We start from the raw sequence: 21,099 nt of genomic DNA, 5'->3' as shown, positions 1-21,099 counted from the left end.
GTTATGGCGCCGCCGACAATCCGCCGTTCGGCGTTTAGATCCGGTATGAACAAGAAGGCACGCTTTACGGCCTTCACCGGTTATCTTGTGGCGTCGATCGGCGTGCTGATCGGGGCTGTGTTGCTAGCTGTATCAATGTGGCACCCCAGCCTGTTTTCCGGATTACGAACCACCGCCAGCGATGCAGTTTCCCCTGCTTCAGAAGCGGGGGCCACGGTGCGGGAAGAAGGAAGTTCCTTTTTCCAGGCAATCTCTGGCTATTACCGCGCCGGAAGCAAGAACGCACAGCTCAAACGCGAGATGGAAATCGCTCGGGTCAAGCTGGCAGAAGCGGACGCTGTAAAGCAGGAAAATATCCGGTTGAAAGCCGTGCTTGGTCTGAAAGATCGTGATCCGCAGCCAGTCGCTATTGCAAGGCTGATTGGGTCGACATCGTCCAGTGCTCGTCGTTTTGCCTATATTTCGCGTGGGCGGGATCATGGGGTCACAGCCGGAATGCCAGTTGTCGCGCCCAAAGGTCTGATAGGCCGAGTGCTTGAGACAGGCCGGAGCAGTTCGCGTGTCATGCTGCTAACAGATACTGAAAGCATGGTACCGGTGCGCCGTTCGACGGATAACATCGTGGCTTTTGCTGAAGGGCGCGCAGATGGTTCTTTACGGATAAGGTTGATCAACCTCGGGATCAATCCGCTAAAACCAGGTGATGTTTTCGTAACTTCCGGAGCTGGCGGGCTATTTCCACCAGGCGTTGCTGTAGCAGTTACGACTGAAGTGACCAAGGATGGCGCGATTGCCAATCTTCTTGCCAACCCTGCGGCAACAGATTTTGTGGCGGTTGAACCTTCGTGGCAAGGCAATATCGAGGCCAAATCAAAAACACCTGAAGCGGAAAAGGCCTCATCCAGTGAGCCGGAGGAATGATCTCTTCATCTAATAGCCGCGCACATCGGGATGCTTACGGTAGCCAGATCAACCGGGACCACCTGCCAATTCTCGTCTATGGCATCCCATGGCTCACGATCATTCTTGCCAGTCTTGTGCCAATGGTACCTTTCATTGCGCTCGCACCGATCCTGCCTCCGCTTGGGTATTTGTTCCTGTTAACCTGGCGCCTTGTGCGTCCAGGCCTGTTGCCGCTTTGGGCTGGCTTGCCGCTTGGTGCATTCGATGACCTCTTCTCCGGCCAGCCCTTTGGAAGCGGAATTTTTCTCTTCTCAGTCACATTGTTGAGTATCGAAGCAATCGAAATACGTTTCCCTTGGCGCAATTTTTTACTCGATTGGTTCACGGCTTCCTTGGCTTTGAGCGTGTATTTGTATGCCTGCTTTCTGTTTTCAGGCGCTCAACTCACATCCATACAGCTTAGGCTCATACTACCTCAGCTATTGCTTTCCATTGTGCTTTTCCCAATTATCGCCCGCATAGTCGCTTTGCTTGATCGCTTCCGTCTGATGCGTATTCGCAAAGTCCGATAGGCACCTGATGAAGCAGAAATTTACCGCCGGTAATTTGAAAGACACGTTCGAACGTCGCAGCTTCATCGTCGGCGGGTTGCAGGGAGGTGTAGGCCTGCTTCTCGCTGCACGAATGGGTTATATTGGCGTTGCGGAAAATGAAAAATATAAGATGGAGTCGGAGAGCAACCGGGTCAATCTGAGCCTTATCCCTCCAAGGCGTGGCTGGATTCTTGATCGTAACGGCGCTCCACTGGCTTCCAATCAGGCCGATTTCCGTGTCGATATCATTCCAGATCGGCTTGATGACCCGGTGGCAACGATTGATACGCTCGGCAAGCTGCTGGACCTCAGTGCAATTCAGGTAAAGGACCTCAAAGCCAAACTTGAAGACGTTCATGGCTTTCAACCGATTGAGGTTGCCAGTGGGCTCGATTATGATGCCTTTGCTGCCATTAGTGTGCGGTTGCCTGACCTGCCAGGTGTTGTTCCTCAGCGGGGGTTTTCGCGATACTATCCAACCGGCCCATCTGTTGGACACCTGATTGGCTTTGTTGGCCCTGCCTCAGCCGAAGAATACGAAAAAGAACCAAGCCAACTTCTCGTCACCCCCGGCTTCAAGCTCGGAAAAGATGGATTGGAAAAGCAGTTTGAACAGGTTTTACGTGGCAAGCCCGGCGCACGCCGCGTGGAAGTCACCGCCAGTGGTCGCATCGTTCGTGATCTCGAAACACGGGAAGATACACAAGGGCAGTCAATCAAGCTGACGATAGACGGGCCGCTGCAGGATTATGCAGCCAGGCGTATCGGACTTGAATCCGGCTCTGTTGTGGTGATGGATTGTGTAACGGGCGATCTCATGTGCATGGCATCTATGCCAAGCTTCGATCCCAACAGCTTTTCCGATGGTATCGGGCGCGTCGAGTATAAAATGCTTGCCGAGGATGAGCGTGTTCCCCTTCGCAACAAGGTTCTGAAAGGGCTGTATCCGCCCGGCTCAACCGTCAAACCGATGGTGGCAATGTCTTTCCTTGAAGCGGGGCTTGATCCCAAGGCCAGCACCATTTGCAATGGCGGACTGAGGGTCGGCAATCGCGTGTTCCACTGCTGGAACCGGCGCGGCCATGGGCGCGTGGATATGTCCAAAGGAATTTATCAGAGCTGTGATGTTTATTTCTACCATTTTGCCCAGCAGTTGGGCATGGATATCATAGCAGATATGGCCCATCGTTGTGGGTTGGGCGAAACCTTCCCTCTTCCAGTCGCCAGCCAGTTTTACGGAACAGTGCCTGACCCTGCCTGGAAATTGAAGAAATATGGTCGTGAATGGCAAGCCTACGACACGGTGAATGCTACGATTGGCCAGGGTTATATGCTGTTCAACCCTTTGCAGCTTGCAGTGATGGCCACCCGCCTGGCTACTGGCAACAAGGTCATGCCCCGGTTACTTTTGAAAACTAAGCAGCCGAAGTTTGACAGCATGAATTTCCATGGAGATCACGTTCAGGTGATCCAGCAGGCGATGAGCGACGTCATTAATGGCCCAGGCACGGCTGGCCGTGCACGTTTACCTATTGAAAATATCAAAATGGCTGGGAAAACCGGGACAGCTCAGGTCGTCAGCCTTAACATTTCCAGCGGCAAAGGTGGCCCATGGAAATACCGCGACCATGGTCTTTTCATCTTTTTTGCCCCGTTCAACAACCCTCGTTACGCAGGTGCTGTCGTGATCGAACATGGTGGCGGTTCAGGTTCTGCTTACCCAATCGCGCGTGATGTCATGACTTTCCTTTTTGACCCTGAAAAGGCGCTTGATGCGCTTCACGCCTATGAGAAGCAGTGGGGTGGTACTGCGCAGCAACGGCTGGCCGCCCGCTACGCCTCATACGCAGCTGAAGCTGGTGTTGACGTGCCCCCTGCCCCCAGTGACCCAGCTGATATTGCTCGACAGGTAGATGCCGAAGCGCGTGCAGCCGCACAGCAGCCACAGGAAATGGCTACAGGCGCTGTCTCGCCCGCACCAGAACCAGTTGATGCTCCGCCTGGGAGAAACACTGAATGAAACCAAGTTTCCTCCCGGAACCAATGGCAGCGCAGCCATGGCGTGTTATCATTCCACTGACTTTGTTGACATTTTTCGGTGCAGCAGTGCTATATTCTGCGGCGGGTGGCTCGTTTCAGCCTTTTGCTTCGTCGCAATTGATCCGCTATTTCATCTTTCTGATCCTTGCGCTCGTGGCATCATATATGCCCCAGCATATCGTGAAGATGGCTGCTTTCCCAATCTATGGCGCAGTGGTCCTTCTGCTCTTCGGGGTGGAGGCCGTTGGCGCAATTGGAGGCGGTAGCCAGCGCTGGCTCAATATCGGCCCGCTTGTTTTGCAGCCTTCTGAACTGATGAAGCCAGCCATTGTTCTGGTGTTGGCGCAATTCTACCACTCACTTCCACCTGGCATGACAGGAAGTTGGCGTGCGCTTATCCCAGCGGGCGTGCTGCTCGCAGTCCCCATGGCTCTGGTTATGGCTCAACCTGACCTGGGAACATCTCTCGCGATTGCCTTTGGCGGCATTGTAGTGATGTTCATGGCGGGCTTACCGATGAAGTGGTTTATTGGTGGTGGCGTCGCCGGATTAATCGCCGTGCCGCTAGCCTTCTTCTTTGGGCTGGAAGAGTATCAGCAGCGCCGTGTCACCACTTTCCTCGATCCTGAGAGCGATCCGTTGGGTGCGGGATACCATATCACTCAGTCAAAGATTGCAATTGGTTCAGGGGGCCTATTTGGCAAGGGTTTTGGCAACGGTACACAAAGCCACCTGAACTATCTGCCAGAACCCCACACAGACTTTGTGTTTGCCACGATGGCCGAAGAATGGGGCTTGCTGGGTGGCTTGGCTGTACTGCTCATTTTTGGGCTGGTGCTGAGATGGGGAATGAATGTCTCAAGACGTGCGCCTGATCGCTTCTCCTCCCTCTTGGCGGGCGGAATGACGGCAACGATATTCTTCTATGTCGCGATCAATTTGATGATGGTGATGGGCCTTGCTCCCGTGGTGGGCATTCCCCTTCCCTTCATGAGCCATGGCGGCTCGTCCATGATGACGAATATGATCTGTGTCGGCACGATCATGATGGTGGATCGGTGGAGCCAATCAACGCAATCGAGTGGTTTTCGATAAAAATTACGAAATTGACAAATTAGGTCTTTTCATCCCGAAAACTATCTGTATATCCGCGCTTCACCGGCACAGAGCCGGAGCGGCAATTTGCCGAGTGGACGCATAGCTCAGTTGGTAGAGCAGCTGACTCTTAATCAGCGGGTCCTAGGTTCGAGCCCTAGTGCGTCCACCATTTTTCTCGCCTAATAATCAAGAGTTTACGTCGAGGCCGGCAACAAGCTTGAGCCGCGGACGGCTCTCACTGTGACCATTTTTGTGACCTGGGCTTTCCAGCTTTTCCGGGCAGTTAGACTTTTTCGTGTCTGTGACCGGATTAATCAGCGGGTCTGTGCCCGGCAAAATCAGCTGGTCGGCATAGGGCTGGAGATGCTTCACCGACATGTGCGCATAACGCCGCACCATCGACTCCGATTTCCATCCCCCCAGCTCCTGAAGCACCCAGGTGGGCACGTCATTCTGCCGGAGCCAGGTCGCCCAGGTGTGCCGCAGATCGTGCCAGCGGAAATCCTCGATCCCGCAGGCCTTCAATGCGCCGCGCCAGGTCCGCGTATTCGCATTGGCAAGGCGCTTGCCCCGAAATGTGAACACATGAACCGGATGCTTGCCCTTCTGCCGCCGTAACACGCCAAGAGCCGCCTCGTTCAGGGGCACGCCGAGCGCTTCCCCGTTCTTGGTCTCGCCATATCCGATCGTGACGATGCGCCGGGTCATATCGACCTGATCCCATCGCAGATGGAGTATGTTGCCCTGACGCAGGCCGGTCGACAAAGCGAACAGCACCACCTCGCGCTGGTGTTCAGGAAGCCGCCCCATGAGCTCGGCGGCCTGATCATGGGTGAGAAACCGCACCCTGACCCGGCCACTGCGCGCATAGGTCTTGAACGCCGGCACATGCGCGATCCATTCCCATTCCCGCATCGCCTTCCGGAAGATCGCGCGGATGAGCGCGACATAGAGATCCTTGGTGCGATCGCTCTTGCGGGCGAAATGACGCGATATGAGCCGGTCGATCATGTCCCTGCTCACCTGATCCAATGTCTTGCCACGCAGATGCCTGGTGAACCACCGGATCCGGCTCACATCGTCCCGGTAGGACTTCTTGTGTGCCTTCTCCTTCAGCCACCGCAAAGCCGCCTCGTCCCAGGTCCGTTTCGGCTTCTGCTTCAGCCTGGCAAGGTCCCACAGCTCGGCCTTCAGCTTGTCGTGAAATTCGAGCGCCTTCAGCCTGTCGGTCGTTCCAGTAGAGCGTCTAATGAGCGTTCCGTCAGGTGCTGTGAGCTTGACGTAGTATTTTCCTGCACGTTTCCAGAGTGCCATAATGCCTCCTTTCGTTGGGCACCTGACTGCATTCGTGCAGGCGCAGAGTAGCCCGAGCGAATCCACGCGACAAGTTCGCCTTCCAGAAAGCGCCACTGGCGCCCGACCCGGGCCGCCGGAATGCGCCCCTCGGCCAGCAGATTGCGGATGGTGTTGGGGTGCACCTTGAGCAGCGCCGCCGCTTCCCGGATGGTCAGAACGCGCTCGGCTCCCTCGCCCATGGTCAGACCTGCAGCACCAGTTGCGCGGTCATGCCTTCGGCGTCGCAGAACAGCATGGCGCTGAGCGGACAAAAGGGATCGTCGATCCGCACCCGCCAATATTCACGGGGAGGCTCGGTGCGCGACATCAGCTCCCAGGCGTCCCCGATATGCTGCCAGCCCAGCATGACCCGGAACGCCGGGGCCTTGTCGCTGACCCTATTGTCGTTGGGCACAAGCCGGATCGCACGCTGGATGGAGAGGGTGTTGATCTCCCCTTCCCATCCGCCCTGCTTCGAGCGCCGGAAGCGGCCGATCGTTCGCTTGCGCGTCATGTCCCGGCCTCCATGTCCCTGCGCGCCTTGGCAAAGGCACGATCGCTGGCCAGAAAGCTGTCGAGCATGGCGGGAACGAGATCCGCCACTTCGGCTTTGTCGCCATAGGTCCGGTTGTAGATCGTCGCATAGTCGCCGAGCGCATGGGCGAGATCGGGCGTAATCGTGACGGCCAGTTTGACCGGTGTCCGGTCTGGCAGTTTGGCGAGCTTGAGCATCGCGGCTCTCCTTGTCTAGCGAGCGCCCGCCCAGGGCCGCAGCACGATGTCCTTGTGGACGATCACGCGCAGCGGCCATCCGGGACGGACGGTGATGGTGGGCTGGATATTGAGGTTCTTCGAGACGATCTGCTGCCCCGCCTGATTGGCGGATTGCTGGGTCGATTGCCGGATCGCGCGGACAAGATCGCTCTCGTCATTGCCGAGCGTGAGTTCAGTGCCGACGCCCAGCAGCGTCGAAAGCGCGACGCCCTTGAGCAATTGCCAGCTATGGAAGTCGACCTTGTCGGCAAGCCCCGCATAACCCGCGCTGTCGGTGGCTGGCAGATTGTCTATCTGGACCGAACTGCCATCGGGCAGGATAATCCGCTGCCAGACCAGCAAGGCGCGCCGCTGACCGAAAGCCACGACGCTGTCATAGCTGCCGATCAGACGCGAGCCTTGCGGGATGAGCAGGATACACCCGGTCACGGTATCGAAGACCGGTTCGGTCACTTGCGCCACCACCATGCCCGGAAGGTCGGAATTGAGCCCCGTCAGCAGGCTGGCGGCGATCACACTGCCCGCCATCAACTGATAAGGCGATGCAGGGGTCTGCAGCGCATGGGCATTGGTGATGCCGGCCGACGCCTGGCTCCCGACAAAGTCGAGCTTGCGCTGCTGGTTGTTCTGGTCGCCGCTCGGTCGGTGGCGAAGTCATAGGCATCGAGCCAGTTGCGTTTCACCAGCAACATCTCACGCACCAAATCGCTGTCAGCCCCTTGCTCAATCAGCTCAACAAGGGCCATTCTGTCGTCGGTCATCGTCTGCTTCTCCAGGTTCGAGTTCACAATCCGAACCCTACCAGAAGATCGACGGTGGCCACCCTCTCAGGGAAACCTTCCTACACCACCCCGTGGGACACGACCCGCTGGTTCAATGCCGTCAGCTACAAGGTGCGACGCGAGGATGAGCGGATCGACCTCGAAGACCTCGCCCGCGTCGCCCGCGAAACGAGACCGCGCCTGATCATCGCGGGCGGCTCGGCCTATCCCCGGCAGATCGACTTTGCCGCGATCCGCGCCATTGCCGATGACGTGGGGGCCTGGCTGATGGCCGATGTCGCCCATTATGCCGGGCTGATCGTGGCGGGTCCACGCCGCCGAGGCCGATGGGCCGGTCACTTCGGACGCCATGGCAAAGGCCATGCAGACCAATCCGGTGGTGATCCGGCGCATCCTTGCTGGATTGCGGGACGCCGGTTTCGTCCGATCGGAAAAGGGCCATGGCGGCGGCTGGACCATTGCCCGGCCCTTGGCCGAGATCACGCTGCGCGATGTCTACGAGGCTCTCGGCGGCCCCACCCTTCTCGCGATGAGCAACCGCACCGAAGCACCCGGCTGTCTGGTGGAGCAGGCCGTCAACGCCGTGATGAACGACGCCTTCGCAGCGGCCGAAGCCTTGCTTTTAGAACGGTTCGCGGAAGTGACACTGGCCGCGCTCAGCGCAGATTTCCACGAACGGCTTTCGAGCCAGACTTCCACAAGAGAGACGGACGAACATGATGCCTATTTTTGACGCAATCGTAATCGGCGGCAGCTTTGCCGGTCTCTCCGCGGCTATCCACATCGCCCGCGGCGGCAGGACGGTCTGCGTCGTCGACAGCGGGCTGCCGCGCAATCGCTTTGCAGAGGAGTCTCACGGGTTCTTTGCACAGGACGGGGCCGCGCCGGGCGCGATGATCGCGACGGCAAAGGCGCAGGTTTCCGCCTATCCCACCGTTTCCATGCTGGCCGGTGAAGCGATTGATGCATCCGCGACCGGGCCCGGATTTGCCGTGATGCTGGCCGATGGGACTGAACTGGAGGCCGCGCGGCTCGTCCTGGCATTCGGGATTGTCGACCAGTTGCCCGACATTCCCGGCCTTGCACAACGCTGGGGCAGCACGGCCCTGCATTGCCCCTATTGCCATGGCTACGAGTTCTCCGGCCGTCGGCTCGGTGTCCTGCGGACGGGCCCGATGTCGGCGCATCAGGCGCAACTGATCGCAGAATGGGGGCCCACGACCTACTTCCTCGATGGCGGCGAAATGCCCGATGCCGAACTGCTGGGCCAGCTGCACCAGCGCAAGGTAACGATCCAGCCCGAGCCGGTCTCCGCACTGCTGGGCGAGGAACCAAGCCTCTCCGCGATCGCGCTGGCGGATGGGCAGGAGATTGCTCTTGATGCCCTGTATCTCGCCCCGCCCACGCGGCTTTCGAGCCCGATTGCGGAGAAACTCGGTTGCGCGGTGAGTGAAGGCCCACTCGGCCCAATTATCGTAACGGACGACAGCCGCATGACCAGCGTGCCGGGTGTCTATGCCGCTGGCGATATCGCGCGCGCGCCACATAACGCGACATGGGCGGCGGCTGATGGGGTTACCGCCGGCACGTCGCTGCACCAGTCCTTCGTCTTCCCTCGCGCCGCATAGGAACGCGGACATGAGCGAACTTGCGATCCGGCGGATGACCTCAGACAGAAAGCCACCTTCGCAGCCACTGTTCCACGCTGGTCGTGGCGATCCCCAACTTGGCGTTGAGCGTCTCTTCCATCGGCCAAGCCACTCCGTCGGGTCGCGCAAAGGCCAGGCGATACTTGCGCATGGTGTCGCCGGGATGGGCCTCGACCTCGGCACGGAGTTGCGCGGTATCCCAAAGCGTCCTCTCGAACGCGCGGCCTGTCACCCGGCCGAGCGTATCGGCGAGCTGCGAATAGGTGAAGGTGTCGCCCGCGATATAGACGATCTGGTCCTGATAGGATCGCCATTGCGAAGCGACCAGCGCCGTCATTTTTCCAATGTCTTCCGGCGGCGTGACTGTCAGGCGGTAGCTCCAGTCGCCCAGCGCATGCACACGCGCGCGCTTGAGATCGACCAGTTCGAACGCAGGCAGAAACACAAAGCTGGTGAACATTCCGGTCGAGATGATGGTCCAGCGGATTGCACTCTGCGCGCGCAGCATCTCGCGCACCTCGTATTGTTCGTCGAACACTTCCTGCCCGCTGCCCAGTCCGACAACGTCGTAATCGACGCCGAACTGCCAGGGAATGTAGTGCCGAACACTCGCTTCAATCGCTGCGGCGGTGATCTTTCGCTGCGTGCCGGGGCCGCCGACGAAACCGGTACAGCCGATGATCTGCGCATAGTCGGCAAAGATCACGGCAAGATCTGCCGCGCTGCTCGTGGCGAGATCGGCCTCGACAATCGCGACGCCCATCGCGCCCAGCTCGGCGCGCAGTTCGTCCTCGCTGCCCGCGACCTGATCGGCCGGGCGGAGCAACACGGATATCTCCGGCGCAAATCCCTCTTGCCGCAAGGCGACCAACTCCCTGAGCACGGCGAGGCCAAGCTCCCCTGCCCCCAGAACGAGGATTTTGTCGGCTTGGGTATCGATACTTGTCATTCCAGTCTCCAATCTGGAGACGCAGATATTGAGCCGTGTCAGAACTTTAAGAAGGCACACCGATGATACAGCAACAATTGGCACCACTTGAGGAAGCGATCGAACAGTCGCGAGCGGCCTGCGCAGCGCTGAGCGACGAAGAGGACAACCTCAAGCGCGAGATTCTTGCCCATGCGGGCAATCGCTGGTCGCTCGGGATCGTGCATGCCCTGGGCGTGGCGCGCGGTCCGCTGCGGCACGCGGAACTGGGCCGCGCACTGGACGGCGTTACCCAGCGCATGCTCACCCGCACCTTGCGCCAGCTCGAGCGCGACGGGCTTATTGCGCGCAAGGATTACAAGGAGGTGCCGCCCCGCGTCGAATATCGCCTCACTGCATTGGGAGAGGAGATGCTGGTCGGGATGGTGCCGCTGTGGCGCTGGGTGATGGACCGGACAGACGATTTCCGCGATGCACGGCGTCGCTTCGACCACGCGCATAGCCCACGGCCGTAGCCGGTCGCGATCGGCATCAGCCCACTCCGGTCCGCTCCGCCAGCACTCGAAGCGTCTCTGTCGCCACCGGCGCAAGTACCTCGAACGCGGCACCGACCGCCTGTTCACCTGCCCCCTCCGGGGTGCCCGCATCGAACGGCGGCGCGGGATCGTATTCCATAAGAAGCTGGGTGGTCTTGGCTACATGCTTGCCATAAATCGTATCTAGCAGCACTAGGCCGAAATCTATGCCCGCGGTAACGCCGCCTCCGGTGATCCGGTTGCGATCGATGACGACGCGTTCGGCAACGGGCTCTGCGCCGAACATCTCCAGCACGCCCAATCCGCCCCAGTGCGTCGTCGCGCGATAACCGTCGAGCAGCCCGGCCGCCCCCAAGATCATCGATCCGGTGCACACCGCCGTCACCCATCGAGCACGTGCGCCGTGTTGGGCGAGGAAATCGAGCACGGCCTGATCGCCAAACAGATTGACCTGCCCGGGGCCGCCCGGCACGAACAGGATGTCGAAGGCATCGGGCGCGTCGGCAAAGCTCATGGTCGGGGTGATGGCAACACCGATGTCCGACATGACGGGCTCGGTATTCTTCCATAGCAGATGCGTCTGCATCGGACCGTGCAGCACGGTGAGCGGCCCGACGAGATCGAGCAGTGTGAGGCCCGGATAGGTCAGCATTGCCACGTGCAGCGGCGGCTTTCCCGTCATCGCGGGCGTCATGGCGAGGAGCGGGTATTGGCTCATCCTGATTTCGCTGGTCACCGCAGCTTCCTTTCCTCGGTCCGGAATCCCGATACCGCAATGCTTGGAAAATAGCCGGGCTTGGCCCTGCCGCTGAGGCGGTCACCGTCGCGGACGAAGTCGAATGCAATCTGCATCTTCATCGGCCTCGTGGATAACAAGGTCGCTGTCGGTCGTGATCGGGCGGCCATCCCGGGACACCAGGAACACGTCGGCGAACATGGCCTGTGCCACGAACTTCATCCGTTCGTCGGGCTTCTTCACTGCCTTCACGTGCGCGCGGACCTCAGCCGCCAGCGCCAGCCCTTCGGGCGTCTTGCGCGCCGCATGGTCGAGCGCGACGCTGACCCGGTTCGCCAGTGTGTCCCGGTAGCCGTTCAATTCGGCCAAGCGCCGGTCGATGGTCGGGGCGACACGGGCAGGCAAAAGGCAGAAGGATCGCAAGCGCACCAGTCCACCTGACCAGCGCCAGGGTGAATGGCGGAATGAAACCGTTCACTGCGCGCCCGACAATGAAATTGCCCGACCAGAACAGGATCACGATGCAGAGCGTGGCGTAAGACCAGAGATCCGTACTACTCGCCGGAGACCGATTCATATGCATGGCTGGCCCCGCATGTCAGACCAGACCGCGTGCGGCGCTGCCCCCGGCAGTCGTCAGCATGGCAGCGATATCGCGAAGCGCCTGTTCAAGAGCATCACGCGAGCGCAGGCCACCAAGGCACAGGCGAACCCCAGAGGGCGCCACGGCATCGACAATCGGCCCGTCAGGCGGCGTTAGCGCGATGGAGGCGCGCAAGGCGCGGGCACTCAGCCGTTCGGCATCGAGCATGGGCATCGGCATCCAGATGTGCAGGCTGCGCCCTGCACCCGGCACTGCCATCGCCTTGCCGAGGATCGACGACGCCAACTGTGTCCTCGCCTCGCTTTCGGTGATTACATCATCGGCGATCCTGTCGGCCGTTCCGTCCTGTTCCCACTGGCTGAAGACCAGACCGCCCAGCGAGGGTGGGCTGTAGCCAAAGGCCCGGATGCCCAGCAGCAGTCGATCGCGAATATCCTCATTGTCGGGCGGCAACAGGAAGCCGAGCCGCAAACCGGGCGCGACCGCCTTGGAAACGCCCGCGACCATCAACGTCCGTTCCGGCGCGAGATCGGCAAAGCAGTCCGCCACCCCGGCATCGGCGAAGACGCGATAGGCATCGTCCTCGACGATCATCAGATCATGGGCTCGGGCGACCTCGATGATGTCAGCGCGGCGCGCGGCATCGAGGCTGATCGTAGTCGGGTTCTGCAAGGTCGGGATTATGACCAGCACCTTGGCCCCAGTCTCGCGGGCACAGCGCGCTAGCGCTTCGGGATCGATGCCGCGCCCATCCATGGCAACGCCCTGCAGGCGATAGCCCGCATGGTCGGCCAGGGTCCGGATGCCGGGATAAGTCGCGGCTTCGCACAGGATCGTATCGCCCGGCCGTGCCAGCGCCGCGAAAGCGAGCGCAAGTCCATGCTGCCCGCCGTTGCACTGGATAACCTGATCCGCCTTCGCGCGCTTCACGCCGTGACGGCGCTTGAGCCAGGATGCCCCGGCCTCGCGGATCGAAGCCAGGCCTTCGGGCGGCGCGTAGTTCACTGCCGTCGCGAGATCGGCGCGCTGGCGCACGCGGGACAGCCCCTCCCCGATCCAGCGCTCGGCAGGATCGAGCGGCGGCACATTATGCGCCATGTCGAGCGGGCCGGTGTCATGTGGCGCGGCATGCGGCCTCGCCCGGTCGGCGACGAAAGAACCCCGGCCTACATGGCTGGAAATGAACCCCCGCCGCTCCGCCTCGACATAGGCCCGGCTGACCGTGCCGACACTCAGGGACAGGCGGTGCGCCAGATCGCGCTGCGGTGGCAAACGGTCGCCGGGCACTAGGCGGCCATCGCGCACATCGCCCTCCAGCGCGGTCACGAGACGCTCGTACACCGGCGCGCTGCCCTTTGAGATATCCGGCTGCCAGTCCTTCATTGCCATTCCCGATCTATATTGAACCGGTTCAATATCACATTTGACTCATAGTTCAATGATGATCATCCAGCTTCGCAGGAGAACATCATGGATACGAGTCTGCTTGCCCCGCTTGCGCTGTACAGTTTCGTCTGCACCGCCACGCCCGGCCCCAACAACATCATGCTCGCCTCGTCGGGGCTGGTGTTCGGATTCCGCCGGACCATCCCGCACATCTTCGGAATCAATTTCGGTTGCGCGCTCATGCTGGTGCTCAGCGGGCTGGGTCTGGGTGCGCTGTTCGAGGCATGGCCGGTGCTGCGCTGGGCGGTGCGGATCTTCGGTGCTGTCTATCTCGGATGGCTGGCGGTAAAGCTGTGGCAATCGGAAGGCGTCGAGCGCCGCGAGGGCTCGCATCCGCTGACTTTCTTTCAGGCGGCTGCCTTCCAATTCGTCAATCCCAAGGCCTGGGCGATCACCATGCCCGCCATCGCCAGCTTTACCGTGCCCGGCCGGCCGCTCGCCCTGCAGCTCGGCGTTATCGTCGCGGCATTTGTGCTGGTCGGCCTGCCTTCCATCGCAACCTGGGCGGCGATGGGCGCGGGGGCCCGCGAACTGCTCGAAAGCCGTAAGGGCATGATCGTGTTCGTGCGCGTGATGGCGGTTCTGACCGCGCTCACCGCCCTGCTGTTTCTGATCTGAAGGACAACGCGATGAACCGGGAAGAAATGGAGATGTTCGCGGGGAACTGGATCGCCAACTGGAACGCGCGCGATCTCGACGCCATTCTGGCGCACTTTGCCGAAGGCGCGCGCTTCATCAGCCCATTGGCCGCGGAACTGACGGGATCTCCCATCATCGAAGGCAAGGCCAGTTTGCGCGCCTATTGGTCAAGGGCGCTGGAGGCTTCGTCTGAACTGCACTTTACCCTGATCGCTGCCGTCTGCGATATCGAACGCCAGGTGCTCGGCGTCCACTATGTGGCCCGCCGCAACGGCAAGGCCAGGCGGGCGCTCGAAACGATGCGCTTCGTGGACGACCGACAGGTCGAAGGCGAGAGTTTCTATAGTGCGCAGGAGATGCCGCATGATGCCTGATCCCATCGAAGGTGGATGTCTGTGCGGCGCCTGCCGCTACACCAGCACCGGCGAAATCCTCAATATTCGCGCCTGCCATTGCCATCGCTGCCAGAAGGCGACTGGCGCGGCATTTTATGCTCGGGTCATGGTGCCGTTGGAGAGTGTAGCCATGTCCGGCCCAGTAGGCTGGTGCGGGTCTGACGGGGATGTGCGACGAGGCTTTTGCCAGAATTGCGGGACGAGCCTGTTCTCGGAAAGGCAAAGCGCCGGCACGGTCGGACTGAGCATGGGGAGCATCGACACGCCTGACCGTTACGCGCCACAAGAACATATCTGGACCTCCAGCAAGCAGGAATGGCTGCGGCTCGACGATGGCAAACCCCAATATGCCAAGGGCCCGCCGGTATGATCGTGAAAGGAACACAATGAAGCTGTGGCGACTGACGCGCGAGTCCTATCTGGCGCTCGATGGTTCAGGCCCGATGAAATTCGGCGGCCGCTATTCCTCGCCCGGACGCCCCGTCGTCAATTTTGCGAGCGAAGCTGGCCTCGCCGTTCTTGTCGCGCTTCGTTATGCGCTGGAGGATCGGGAACTGATGGACGCTGACCATTTGCTTGGATGGACCGAAATCGACGATCTACCCGAACGCGTGCCGAACGACCTTACAGACGGGGTCAAGATCGCCTTCGTGGACACCTGGCTTGATAGCGGACGATCCCTGCTAGCGGCCGTCAGCTCCGCCGTTTTGCCGGAAGCGGATATCGTCCTCATGAATCCGCGCCATCCTGACGCGGCGAGAATAAGGCCGCTGACCGTTCGCCCGTTCAAGTTCTCGGAGTGCCTCCATCGACCACCCATGCTCGACAAATATCGCCAAGAGTAATCGCATCCCGTCTTGAGCGGAAGAAAACATGACAGAATGAGGATAGAAATGCAGGTAATCCGCGCCCGCGACTTCACCGGCAGATCAGCCTGGGACGCGCTGTCGATCGAGCGGATCGACGACGCGACCGTGCGGCTGCACTGGACCGACCAGCCCTACCGCTGGCACATCAACGATGGCCCGGAAGTCTTCGCTGTCCTCGACGGGCGTGTCGACATGCACGTCCGGACCGCTGGCGGCGAACAGGTTCTGCATCTTGAATCAGGGGACATTTTTCTCGCCGAGCCGGGCGATGAACATGTCGCCCACCCCCTTGGCGAAGCACGCATCCTGGTGATCGAGCAGGCCGGAAGCGAGTGATCCAGCTCAACTCGCCTTCACCGATCGCCATACTTGTATGCGCATGGAGCGCGGGCTTGCTTTTCAATTATAAGTCAACGCATAATGGCATTATGAAGTCGGCAGACTGTACCATCTGAATCGTCTCCCGCGCGGGTCTGCGTGAGGAGTTTGTGCGGCGGTCCCATTATCGGCCTGCCGCTGGTAATTCTATGTGCACCAGGCGCATGAAGAACGACACGGCCCACAGCGGCTAGCATTCAATGGTACATTTTCATGAGCAATTTCTTCGAAAGCCCGTTCAAGGGCATCACTCTCGATCGTCAAGTTACCAACCCCAACATTATCGTCGGGCGCTACAGCTACTATTCGGGCTACTATCACGGTCACAGCTTCGACGATTGCGCTCGCTTCCTCGTGCCGGACGAGGGCGCGGACAGACTGATCATCGGCAGCTTCTGCTCGATCGGATCGGGCGCGGCCTTCATCATGGCGGGCAATCAGGGCCACCGGAACGACTGGATCAGCACCTTCCCCTTCTACTGGATGCCCGAAGTGCCAACCTTCGAAGACGCCGCCAACGGATACCTTCCCGCAGGCGATACCGTGATTGGCAACGACGTGTGGATTGGCTCGGAAGCCATCATCATGCCCGGCGTGACGATCGGCGACGGCGCAGTGATCGGCACCCGCGCGCTGGTGACTAACGACGTTGCCCCCTACACCATCGTCGGCGGCAATCCGGCGAAGGCCATTCGGATGCGCTTTGAAGCGGCCGACGTCGCCAGACTGCTCGAACTGAAGTGGTGGGACTGGGCCGATGAGCACCTTCGTGAAGCGATGCCGTACCTCACATCCTCGTCGGTGAGCGAGCTTCACGCCTATTGGCGGGACGTCGTTCGGGACGCAGTGTAATCCCCCGGGCAGGCTGCCCGTCCGGAATGTCGCACGGACGGGCAGCCAAGGGGGTGGCGTTCTCACCAATGTCACCATGGGGTTCGGAGCCTGCCCACCCCTCACCCGACGTGGCCCAAACGGTATTCAGCAGACATCGATGCGATGCGAGAATGCCGGGCGAGCCGTTCCGCGCAGACACTCCAATGTCTGCGCCGTGGTGACGACTCGCGCGCATGTCTTTGCGGCAGCTGCCAGTCCGGCGAGATGATCAGTCAGTTCGAAATCGGCAGAAGCATCCGATACGAGGAACACGCGAATGTCGCGCATGAAGGCATCAGCGGCGGAAAGATAACACCCAATAGAGGTATAGACTCCAGCGATAATGATCGAGTCTTTGCCAAGCCGACGGAGGGATACCTCAAAGTCATTCCCGCAAAAGGCGCTGTAGCTTCTTTTTGCCAGCAACCGCACTTCATGCTCTGCCAGTCCCAGCTCCGGATCGAGAGCAGGTGATGAAGAGCCGGGCCCGCGCCCCCACATATCCATCATCAGACCACGTTCACGGATCTCCCGCGTCCATGGCACCTGCGAGGCGAACACCGGCACACCTTGGCGGACACACTGGCGAGCGATCTGCCCGGCATTCGCGATCACACTTTCACGGTCGGAAAGTCTCTCAAGATAGTGTGGCTGAAGATCATGGAGCAACAACGCACATCGACCGGGATCCAGCGTCCAATGCACCTTGTTCATAAACGTCACGGGTTTTCCTATTCAGAAAAGCCGCCGTGACCAGTGCAATGATTGTCGATTGACCATACGCATGCCGGACACGACGGCGATGGTCACAAATGATGACGACATGCCGCTCCTTAAAAGGAGCGCCAATAGTTCATGCAAAGAGGATTGCTGGTGCCTGTCATCGCGCAGTCCGTTAATCGATCCGGCCTTCAACGGCAACCGGCAAACTCTCGCCAGCTTGTCACATGCATGGAATCGACGCCGTCGCGTATGGCGACAGCACATGCCACCCTAGCGCCTCATAGAGGAGGCGCCCCTCATTCGTCGCGACGAGCAACTCGGGGACATCGCTGTATTTCGTCCGCGCAAGCGAGGCCATTACAATACGGCCAAGCCCTTTACGTCGATGCGCGAGGGCCGTCTCTATGCGGTCATAAATAAAGGCACTAGGGATTTCGGCGGCATGTCCGCTCGCCGCCAGATCGCCGGTTTCGCATCGGATTGCGACGCGACGGATCATGCCGCTCTGCTCGATTTCGATGGTGTAGCCTTTGGGAAGTGGTTGCGAAGTCGATGCTTGCCGCCCGGTCATGAAATATCGTTCCAGGTCGAGACGCCAGCCCGAAGGCATCACACTGCGCAATTCATCAGAGGAGCCACACAGCTTGATGAAATAGCCGGGCCGATCGATCGTTCGCGCCAGTTCGACCATTTCCATGGACGGGCGTGCGAATACCCACCGGCAAATCTCCGTGTCGGAATTGGTGTTCACCCTGTACCCACCGTGATCGGACACAGGGGTAGGCAACCCGCGAGCGACGGACCGCGCGGCGAGCCACGAGTGCAGTGTGGTTGAACTGACCGGCATCATCCGTCTCGTGTGCGAACCGGATAGCCTTAGCCGATCTCTGCCATGCTGTCTGTCAGATGCGGCGCGATGACAGCCATCGCCCGTTCGACGTAAATCTCCTTTTCGCCCACCGGCGCGACATAGTGGATCGCTTCGCGCGCCTGTTCCACCGAACCACCGCGCGCGATCATCCAGGCCGCGAGATAATGCGAGGCGAGGCAACCGCCCGCCGTGGCCACATTGCCATGTGCGATGAACGGTGCATCGATGATGTTCACGCCCGCCTCCATGACCCATGGTTTGGTCGTGAGGTCCGTGCACGCAGGCAGATCGTCAACCAGGCCAAGCTTCGCCAGCAGCAGCGTGCCCGAACACTGTGCACCGATCAACTGGCGCTCAGGATCGAGCCGAAGCCGTGCCAGCAGCGCGTCATCGCGAGCCACGTCGCGCGTGCGGATGCCGCTGCCGATCAGGACTGCGTCTGCTTCTTCCGCGAATTCGAGAGGACGCTGACGGCGGATCGTGACACCGTTCATCGACGTCACTTCGTCGTCGGGTGACGTGATATAAGCGTCCCATCCAAGCGGCGTGAGGCGATTGAGGATCGTCGACGCGATGAACGAATCCAGTTCGTTGAACGCGTCGAAAGTCAGAACGGCTATCTGCATGTCTCTCTCAATATGGAAACGACGCTATCGCTGCGCCGGATGGAAGGCGATGCGCAGGCCCAGCGCGATGAGAACGCCGCCGGTCAGGCCATCGAGCCAGCGCGTTACGGCTTCTCTCGCGAACCAGCGCCGCAGCGGACGGCTGCCAAGGATCAGGAGCGCGAACCAGGCCATGCCGAGCACGGCATGAAGCGATGCCAGCAACAGACTGAAGCCCATTACCGATGCTCCCGCCGGGATGAACTGCGGCAGGAAGCTCACATAGAAGACGCCCATCTTGGGATTGAGCAGATTGGTAAGCAGGCCCTTCCTGAACCAGTTGCCCGATCGTGATGGAGCAGGCGCCAATGCCGGACCTGCTGCATCGGAGCCCTCACCCGACTTGAGAGCCGCCCGAACCATGCCCAGCCCCAGCCAGAGCAAATAGGCGGCGCCTGCATATTGCAGGATCGTGTAGAGCGTGCCTGACAGCGCGAGCAGCGCGCCAAGCCCCAGCGCCACAATCAGCCCCCAGGCAAGAACGCCCACAACCACGCCTGCCGCCGCCGCGAGAGCCTGACGCGGCCCCTCGACGGCGAGCGTGCGCAGAACCAGTGCCATGTCGAGCCCGGGTGTGACGACGAGAAGCCCGGCGGCCAGCGTGAACCCGGCAAGCGCCGTCAAGATGGTCATGCTCCATTCCCTTCGATTTCAGCGCGAAATGAAGTGAGGATAACCCGGCCCTCCGGCCAATCGCCCAGATTGCTGCCCGCGTTGATATGGCCGAGCGGACCCAACACGATCAGCCGCGAGCCCCACTGCCCGGCGCGCCGTTTGCTGTAATCGAGCGTCCCGTAAGGATCGTTCGCGCTGGCGACGATCAGGCTGGGAAACCGCAGAGGCTGTTCCGGCACTTGCGCGAAAGAGCGCGCTTCATCCGGAAACGCCGGTTCGAACGGGTCGGGCACGGCGACCAGCATCGCGCCAGCTACCGGAGTTGCGCGCGAAGCCGCCCAATGCGCCACCAGCAGGCAGGCCAGGCTATGCGCGACCAGAATGGGCGGGCGGTCCAGCGCCGCAACGGCCCGATCCAGCGCCTCGCACCAGTCGGCGAGTTCCGGTCGGTCCCAATCGGACGGTGCGAAGCGGCTCATGTCGGGATCGGTCCGCTCCCAATGGCTTTGCCAATGGTCCGGCCCAGAACCACCGATGCCGGGAAGCACGAGCGCTGGAAATGTCATGGCCGTGCCGTTTCCATGCGCATGAGCGTCTGCTGACCGGAAGCGCACAGCACCTCCTCTCCCTCGCGCATTGCATGGACCTTGAGATCGCAGACCGTCAGCGCACGGCCGGCGCGCAGCACCTCGCCCGTGGCGCGCAGGCGTTCTCCCGTCGCCGGACGGATAAGATTGAGCTTGTATTCAACCGTCAGGACATCGTCACCATCCCCGAAGACCGAATAGGCCGCATAGCCGCCCGCCACGTCGGCAATCGCACCGATCACGCCGCCATGAAGGAAGCCGTTCTGCTGGCAAAGATCAGCCCGGAACGGCAGATCGAGAACCACTTTGCCATGGCTGGCGTGGATCACCTCGGCCCCGATCAGCCCCATGAAGCTCTGACGCGAGAAGCTCTCGCGAACGCGTTCGAGCAGAAGCGGGTCATTGACCCCGGTCACGATTCTGCCCTCCGGGGCACGCCATAATCGAGAGTGCCGAGGCGTTGCATCTCAGCCGTCTGGAACATTTTGGGATCGGCCAGATAATCGCGCACCATGTCCAGCGTATCGAAGCCCCAGAACAGGTCCTCCCCGATCGCGAGAGTAGGCACGCCAAATACGCCGCGCGCGATCGCCGCCTCGGTGTTGGCTCGCAGGGCCTCCTTCACATCCGCGCTTGCGATCCTGTCGTGTACGTTGGAGAGGCCGAGTTCGCCGCCGAGCCTCTCCAGTTCGGCGCCATCGGTCAGATCCCGGCCTTTCGCAAAAACCGCCTCGAACACAGCATCGACAGCATCCGTGCGCGCATCGAGCGCAATCAGCAGCCGCAGGGCCTCGACCGAACGAAATGGATGCGTATCGGGAAAGTGCAGCGCGATACCGTTCCTGTCAGCAAGCCATTGGCACATGCGATAGGTCTGTGCCCGTTTGGGCGGCACTTCCGCCGGGCCGATCAGGCCCCAGTGATTGAGCAGCGCCCCCAGAAGCACCGGGATCGGGCGTATCTCCAGTCCGAGATCGTCTTCACGCAGGCGCTTCCACATCAGAAAGGCGAAGGGTGAGACGGGATCGAAATAGAAATTGGCCGGGGTCTTCGTGCTCAT

Annotated in this window: 29 protein-coding genes, 1 tRNA gene and 2 pseudogenes; 15 read left to right on the top strand and 17 right to left on the bottom strand. The window is 60.6% G+C overall.

Annotated elements, in window-relative coordinates; translation table 11 throughout:
* Positions 1-3: 3 nt before the first annotated feature.
* From mreC to GRI39_RS03730, 5 genes are all read left to right on the top strand, one after another.
* Positions 4-921, top strand: coding sequence for a rod shape-determining protein MreC (mreC, locus tag GRI39_RS03750; protein WP_160738308.1), 918 nt, complete (start codon positions 4-6; stop codon positions 919-921).
* Entirely contained in the window at positions 918-1,475 is a 558-nt protein-coding gene (gene mreD, locus GRI39_RS03745) for a rod shape-determining protein MreD (protein ID WP_160738307.1), read from the top strand. Before mreC ends, mreD begins: the two co-directional genes overlap by 4 nt.
* A gap of 7 nt (positions 1,476-1,482) precedes the next feature.
* Positions 1,483-3,516 carry a penicillin-binding protein 2 gene (mrdA, locus tag GRI39_RS03740; protein WP_160738306.1) on the top strand — a complete coding sequence of 678 codons (2,034 nt, stop codon included), beginning with the start codon at positions 1,483-1,485 and terminating at the stop codon, positions 3,514-3,516.
* Positions 3,513-4,631, top strand: coding sequence for a rod shape-determining protein RodA (rodA, locus tag GRI39_RS03735; RefSeq protein ID WP_160738305.1), 1,119 nt, complete (start codon positions 3,513-3,515; stop codon positions 4,629-4,631). Before mrdA ends, rodA begins: the two co-directional genes overlap by 4 nt.
* 96 nt (positions 4,632-4,727) lie before the next feature.
* Positions 4,728-4,803, top strand: a tRNA-Lys gene (locus GRI39_RS03730).
* A gap of 17 nt (positions 4,804-4,820) precedes the next feature.
* Here GRI39_RS03730 and GRI39_RS03725 read toward each other — a convergent pair.
* The 6 genes and pseudogenes from GRI39_RS03725 to GRI39_RS03700 all read right to left on the bottom strand — a co-directional run bounded on the left by GRI39_RS03725 (position 4,821) and on the right by GRI39_RS03700 (position 7,504).
* Positions 4,821-5,948, bottom strand: a complete 1,128-nt coding sequence (locus GRI39_RS03725) for a tyrosine-type recombinase/integrase (protein WP_160738304.1) — start codon at positions 5,946-5,948, stop codon at positions 4,821-4,823.
* Positions 5,852-6,169 carry a helix-turn-helix domain-containing protein gene (locus GRI39_RS14815; RefSeq protein WP_037470181.1) on the bottom strand — a complete coding sequence of 106 codons (318 nt, stop codon included), beginning with the start codon at positions 6,167-6,169 and terminating at the stop codon, positions 5,852-5,854. Before GRI39_RS14815 ends, GRI39_RS03725 begins: the two co-directional genes overlap by 97 nt.
* 2 nt (positions 6,170-6,171) lie before the next feature.
* A complete protein-coding gene (locus GRI39_RS03715; RefSeq protein ID WP_160738303.1) occupies positions 6,172-6,483 on the bottom strand; it encodes a DUF736 domain-containing protein in 312 nt (103 codons plus the stop codon).
* Positions 6,480-6,701 carry a DUF2274 domain-containing protein gene (locus GRI39_RS03710; RefSeq protein WP_160738302.1) on the bottom strand — a complete coding sequence of 74 codons (222 nt, stop codon included), beginning with the start codon at positions 6,699-6,701 and terminating at the stop codon, positions 6,480-6,482. The genes GRI39_RS03715 and GRI39_RS03710 overlap by 4 nt, the downstream gene beginning before the upstream one ends.
* Before the next feature lie 15 nt (positions 6,702-6,716).
* Positions 6,717-7,385: pseudogene (locus GRI39_RS03705) on the bottom strand (TraB/TrbI/VirB10 family type IV secretion system protein); the annotation flags it as partial.
* The gene (locus tag GRI39_RS03700; RefSeq protein WP_160738301.1) at positions 7,271-7,504 is read right to left on the bottom strand and encodes a hypothetical protein; all 234 of its coding nucleotides are present in this window, start codon (positions 7,502-7,504) and stop codon (positions 7,271-7,273) included. The gene GRI39_RS03700 and the pseudogene GRI39_RS03705, both read right to left, overlap by 115 nt.
* Before the next feature lie 105 nt (positions 7,505-7,609).
* On the opposite strand from GRI39_RS03700, the pseudogene glyA reads away from it, so the two are divergent.
* The 3 genes and pseudogenes from glyA to GRI39_RS03685 all read left to right on the top strand — a co-directional run.
* Positions 7,610-7,834 (top strand): annotated as a pseudogene (gene glyA / locus GRI39_RS14525) (serine hydroxymethyltransferase); the annotation flags it as partial.
* Positions 7,835-7,874: 40 nt separating this feature from the next.
* Positions 7,875-8,258, top strand: a complete 384-nt coding sequence (locus tag GRI39_RS03690; RefSeq protein ID WP_160738300.1) for an Rrf2 family transcriptional regulator — start codon at positions 7,875-7,877, stop codon at positions 8,256-8,258.
* On the top strand, positions 8,242-9,153 hold the full coding sequence (locus GRI39_RS03685) for an NAD(P)/FAD-dependent oxidoreductase (RefSeq protein ID WP_246204848.1): 912 nt from the start codon (positions 8,242-8,244) through the stop codon (positions 9,151-9,153). Before GRI39_RS03690 ends, GRI39_RS03685 begins: the two co-directional genes overlap by 17 nt.
* Before the next feature lie 40 nt (positions 9,154-9,193).
* On the opposite strand, the gene GRI39_RS03680 is transcribed toward GRI39_RS03685, so the two are convergent.
* Positions 9,194-10,123 (bottom strand): aromatic alcohol reductase, encoded by a 930-nt coding sequence (locus GRI39_RS03680; RefSeq protein ID WP_160738299.1) that lies wholly within the window; start codon positions 10,121-10,123, stop codon positions 9,194-9,196.
* 62 nt (positions 10,124-10,185) lie between these two features.
* Here GRI39_RS03680 and GRI39_RS03675 point away from each other — a divergent pair, with 62 nt between their 5' ends.
* Positions 10,186-10,617 carry a winged helix-turn-helix transcriptional regulator gene (locus GRI39_RS03675; RefSeq protein WP_160738298.1) on the top strand — a complete coding sequence of 144 codons (432 nt, stop codon included), beginning with the start codon at positions 10,186-10,188 and terminating at the stop codon, positions 10,615-10,617.
* A gap of 16 nt (positions 10,618-10,633) precedes the next feature.
* Here GRI39_RS03675 and GRI39_RS03670 read toward each other — a convergent pair whose 3' ends face one another.
* From GRI39_RS03670 to GRI39_RS03660, 3 genes are all read right to left on the bottom strand, one after another.
* Positions 10,634-11,374: a DJ-1/PfpI family protein gene (locus GRI39_RS03670; RefSeq protein ID WP_211371420.1), complete on the bottom strand. Its 741-nt coding sequence runs from the start codon at positions 11,372-11,374 to the stop codon at positions 10,634-10,636.
* Positions 11,375-11,455: 81 nt separating this feature from the next.
* Positions 11,456-11,743 carry a hypothetical protein gene (locus GRI39_RS14435; protein WP_211371419.1) on the bottom strand — a complete coding sequence of 96 codons (288 nt, stop codon included), beginning with the start codon at positions 11,741-11,743 and terminating at the stop codon, positions 11,456-11,458.
* A gap of 229 nt (positions 11,744-11,972) precedes the next feature.
* On the bottom strand, positions 11,973-13,367 hold the full coding sequence (locus tag GRI39_RS03660) for an aminotransferase-like domain-containing protein (protein ID WP_211371418.1): 1,395 nt from the start codon (positions 13,365-13,367) through the stop codon (positions 11,973-11,975).
* A gap of 81 nt (positions 13,368-13,448) precedes the next feature.
* Here GRI39_RS03660 and GRI39_RS03655 point away from each other — a divergent pair, with 81 nt between their 5' ends.
* The 6 genes from GRI39_RS03655 to catB all read left to right on the top strand — a co-directional run bounded on the left by GRI39_RS03655 (position 13,449) and on the right by catB (position 16,557).
* Positions 13,449-14,042 (top strand): LysE family translocator, encoded by a 594-nt coding sequence (locus GRI39_RS03655; protein WP_160738297.1) that lies wholly within the window; start codon positions 13,449-13,451, stop codon positions 14,040-14,042.
* Between the two features lie 11 nt (positions 14,043-14,053).
* The gene (locus GRI39_RS03650; protein ID WP_160738296.1) at positions 14,054-14,437 is read left to right on the top strand and encodes a nuclear transport factor 2 family protein; all 384 of its coding nucleotides are present in this window, start codon (positions 14,054-14,056) and stop codon (positions 14,435-14,437) included.
* On the top strand, positions 14,427-14,828 hold the full coding sequence (locus GRI39_RS03645; protein ID WP_246204847.1) for a GFA family protein: 402 nt from the start codon (positions 14,427-14,429) through the stop codon (positions 14,826-14,828). Before GRI39_RS03650 ends, GRI39_RS03645 begins: the two co-directional genes overlap by 11 nt.
* Before the next feature lie 16 nt (positions 14,829-14,844).
* Entirely contained in the window at positions 14,845-15,303 is a 459-nt protein-coding gene (locus tag GRI39_RS03640; protein ID WP_160738295.1) for an RES family NAD+ phosphorylase, read from the top strand.
* 48 nt (positions 15,304-15,351) lie between these two features.
* Positions 15,352-15,663 (top strand): cupin, encoded by a 312-nt coding sequence (locus tag GRI39_RS03635; RefSeq protein ID WP_160738294.1) that lies wholly within the window; start codon positions 15,352-15,354, stop codon positions 15,661-15,663.
* A gap of 255 nt (positions 15,664-15,918) precedes the next feature.
* Positions 15,919-16,557 carry a type B chloramphenicol O-acetyltransferase gene (gene catB, locus GRI39_RS03630; RefSeq protein ID WP_160738293.1) on the top strand — a complete coding sequence of 213 codons (639 nt, stop codon included), beginning with the start codon at positions 15,919-15,921 and terminating at the stop codon, positions 16,555-16,557.
* Between the two features lie 126 nt (positions 16,558-16,683).
* Here the strand turns inward: catB and GRI39_RS03625 are convergent, their stop codons facing one another.
* The 7 genes from GRI39_RS03625 to GRI39_RS03595 form a co-directional block, all read right to left on the bottom strand.
* On the bottom strand, positions 16,684-17,292 hold the full coding sequence (locus GRI39_RS03625; protein ID WP_246204898.1) for an isochorismatase family protein: 609 nt from the start codon (positions 17,290-17,292) through the stop codon (positions 16,684-16,686).
* A 229-nt stretch (positions 17,293-17,521) separates the two neighbouring features.
* Entirely contained in the window at positions 17,522-17,998 is a 477-nt protein-coding gene (locus GRI39_RS03620) for a GNAT family N-acetyltransferase (RefSeq protein WP_160738291.1), read from the bottom strand.
* Positions 17,999-18,177: 179 nt separating this feature from the next.
* Positions 18,178-18,798, bottom strand: a complete 621-nt coding sequence (locus GRI39_RS03615) for a DJ-1/PfpI family protein (RefSeq protein WP_160738290.1) — start codon at positions 18,796-18,798, stop codon at positions 18,178-18,180.
* Positions 18,799-18,822: 24 nt separating this feature from the next.
* Positions 18,823-19,470 carry a LysE family translocator gene (locus GRI39_RS03610; protein WP_160738289.1) on the bottom strand — a complete coding sequence of 216 codons (648 nt, stop codon included), beginning with the start codon at positions 19,468-19,470 and terminating at the stop codon, positions 18,823-18,825.
* Positions 19,467-20,018: an RBBP9/YdeN family alpha/beta hydrolase gene (locus GRI39_RS03605; RefSeq protein WP_160738288.1), complete on the bottom strand. Its 552-nt coding sequence runs from the start codon at positions 20,016-20,018 to the stop codon at positions 19,467-19,469. Before GRI39_RS03605 ends, GRI39_RS03610 begins: the two co-directional genes overlap by 4 nt.
* On the bottom strand, positions 20,015-20,455 hold the full coding sequence (locus GRI39_RS03600) for a PaaI family thioesterase (protein WP_211371417.1): 441 nt from the start codon (positions 20,453-20,455) through the stop codon (positions 20,015-20,017). The genes GRI39_RS03605 and GRI39_RS03600 overlap by 4 nt, the downstream gene beginning before the upstream one ends.
* On the bottom strand, positions 20,452-21,099 hold the full coding sequence (locus tag GRI39_RS03595; RefSeq protein ID WP_160738287.1) for a 2-hydroxychromene-2-carboxylate isomerase: 648 nt from the start codon (positions 21,097-21,099) through the stop codon (positions 20,452-20,454). The genes GRI39_RS03600 and GRI39_RS03595 overlap by 4 nt, the downstream gene beginning before the upstream one ends.

This window comes from Altericroceibacterium indicum (genome assembly GCF_009828105.1).
Taxonomy (GTDB): Bacteria; Pseudomonadota; Alphaproteobacteria; order Sphingomonadales; family Sphingomonadaceae; genus Altericroceibacterium; species Altericroceibacterium indicum.
This window is presented reverse-complemented; position numbering and strand designations above follow the sequence as displayed.

Excerpts from the sequence above, each read along its gene's own strand:
- mreC (WP_160738308.1), top strand. The coding sequence starts at position 4 with ATGGCGCCGCCGACAATCCGCCGTTCGGCGTTTAGATCCGGTATGAAC.
- mreD (WP_160738307.1), top strand. The coding sequence starts at position 918 with ATGATCTCTTCATCTAATAGCCGCGCACATCGGGATGCTTACGGTAGC.
- mrdA (WP_160738306.1), top strand. The coding sequence starts at position 1,483 with ATGAAGCAGAAATTTACCGCCGGTAATTTGAAAGACACGTTCGAACGT.
- rodA (WP_160738305.1), top strand. The coding sequence starts at position 3,513 with ATGAAACCAAGTTTCCTCCCGGAACCAATGGCAGCGCAGCCATGGCGT.
- GRI39_RS03725 (WP_160738304.1), bottom strand. The coding sequence starts at position 5,948 with ATGGCACTCTGGAAACGTGCAGGAAAATACTACGTCAAGCTCACAGCA.
- GRI39_RS14815 (WP_037470181.1), bottom strand. The coding sequence starts at position 6,169 with ATGGGCGAGGGAGCCGAGCGCGTTCTGACCATCCGGGAAGCGGCGGCG.
- GRI39_RS03715 (WP_160738303.1), bottom strand. The coding sequence starts at position 6,483 with ATGACGCGCAAGCGAACGATCGGCCGCTTCCGGCGCTCGAAGCAGGGC.
- GRI39_RS03710 (WP_160738302.1), bottom strand. The coding sequence starts at position 6,701 with ATGCTCAAGCTCGCCAAACTGCCAGACCGGACACCGGTCAAACTGGCC.
- GRI39_RS03700 (WP_160738301.1), bottom strand. The coding sequence starts at position 7,504 with ATGACCGACGACAGAATGGCCCTTGTTGAGCTGATTGAGCAAGGGGCT.
- GRI39_RS03690 (WP_160738300.1), top strand. The coding sequence starts at position 7,875 with ATGGCAAAGGCCATGCAGACCAATCCGGTGGTGATCCGGCGCATCCTT.
- GRI39_RS03685 (WP_246204848.1), top strand. The coding sequence starts at position 8,242 with ATGATGCCTATTTTTGACGCAATCGTAATCGGCGGCAGCTTTGCCGGT.
- GRI39_RS03680 (WP_160738299.1), bottom strand. The coding sequence starts at position 10,123 with ATGACAAGTATCGATACCCAAGCCGACAAAATCCTCGTTCTGGGGGCA.
- GRI39_RS03675 (WP_160738298.1), top strand. The coding sequence starts at position 10,186 with ATGATACAGCAACAATTGGCACCACTTGAGGAAGCGATCGAACAGTCG.
- GRI39_RS03660 (WP_211371418.1), bottom strand. The coding sequence starts at position 13,367 with ATGGCAATGAAGGACTGGCAGCCGGATATCTCAAAGGGCAGCGCGCCG.
- GRI39_RS03655 (WP_160738297.1), top strand. The coding sequence starts at position 13,449 with ATGGATACGAGTCTGCTTGCCCCGCTTGCGCTGTACAGTTTCGTCTGC.
- GRI39_RS03650 (WP_160738296.1), top strand. The coding sequence starts at position 14,054 with ATGAACCGGGAAGAAATGGAGATGTTCGCGGGGAACTGGATCGCCAAC.
- GRI39_RS03645 (WP_246204847.1), top strand. The coding sequence starts at position 14,427 with ATGATGCCTGATCCCATCGAAGGTGGATGTCTGTGCGGCGCCTGCCGC.
- GRI39_RS03640 (WP_160738295.1), top strand. The coding sequence starts at position 14,845 with ATGAAGCTGTGGCGACTGACGCGCGAGTCCTATCTGGCGCTCGATGGT.
- GRI39_RS03635 (WP_160738294.1), top strand. The coding sequence starts at position 15,352 with ATGCAGGTAATCCGCGCCCGCGACTTCACCGGCAGATCAGCCTGGGAC.
- catB (WP_160738293.1), top strand. The coding sequence starts at position 15,919 with ATGAGCAATTTCTTCGAAAGCCCGTTCAAGGGCATCACTCTCGATCGT.
- GRI39_RS03625 (WP_246204898.1), bottom strand. The coding sequence starts at position 17,292 with ATGAACAAGGTGCATTGGACGCTGGATCCCGGTCGATGTGCGTTGTTG.
- GRI39_RS03620 (WP_160738291.1), bottom strand. The coding sequence starts at position 17,998 with ATGGAAATGGTCGAACTGGCGCGAACGATCGATCGGCCCGGCTATTTC.
- GRI39_RS03615 (WP_160738290.1), bottom strand. The coding sequence starts at position 18,798 with ATGCAGATAGCCGTTCTGACTTTCGACGCGTTCAACGAACTGGATTCG.
- GRI39_RS03610 (WP_160738289.1), bottom strand. The coding sequence starts at position 19,470 with ATGACCATCTTGACGGCGCTTGCCGGGTTCACGCTGGCCGCCGGGCTT.
- GRI39_RS03605 (WP_160738288.1), bottom strand. The coding sequence starts at position 20,018 with ATGACATTTCCAGCGCTCGTGCTTCCCGGCATCGGTGGTTCTGGGCCG.
- GRI39_RS03595 (WP_160738287.1), bottom strand. The coding sequence starts at position 21,099 with ATGAGCACGAAGACCCCGGCCAATTTCTATTTCGATCCCGTCTCACCC.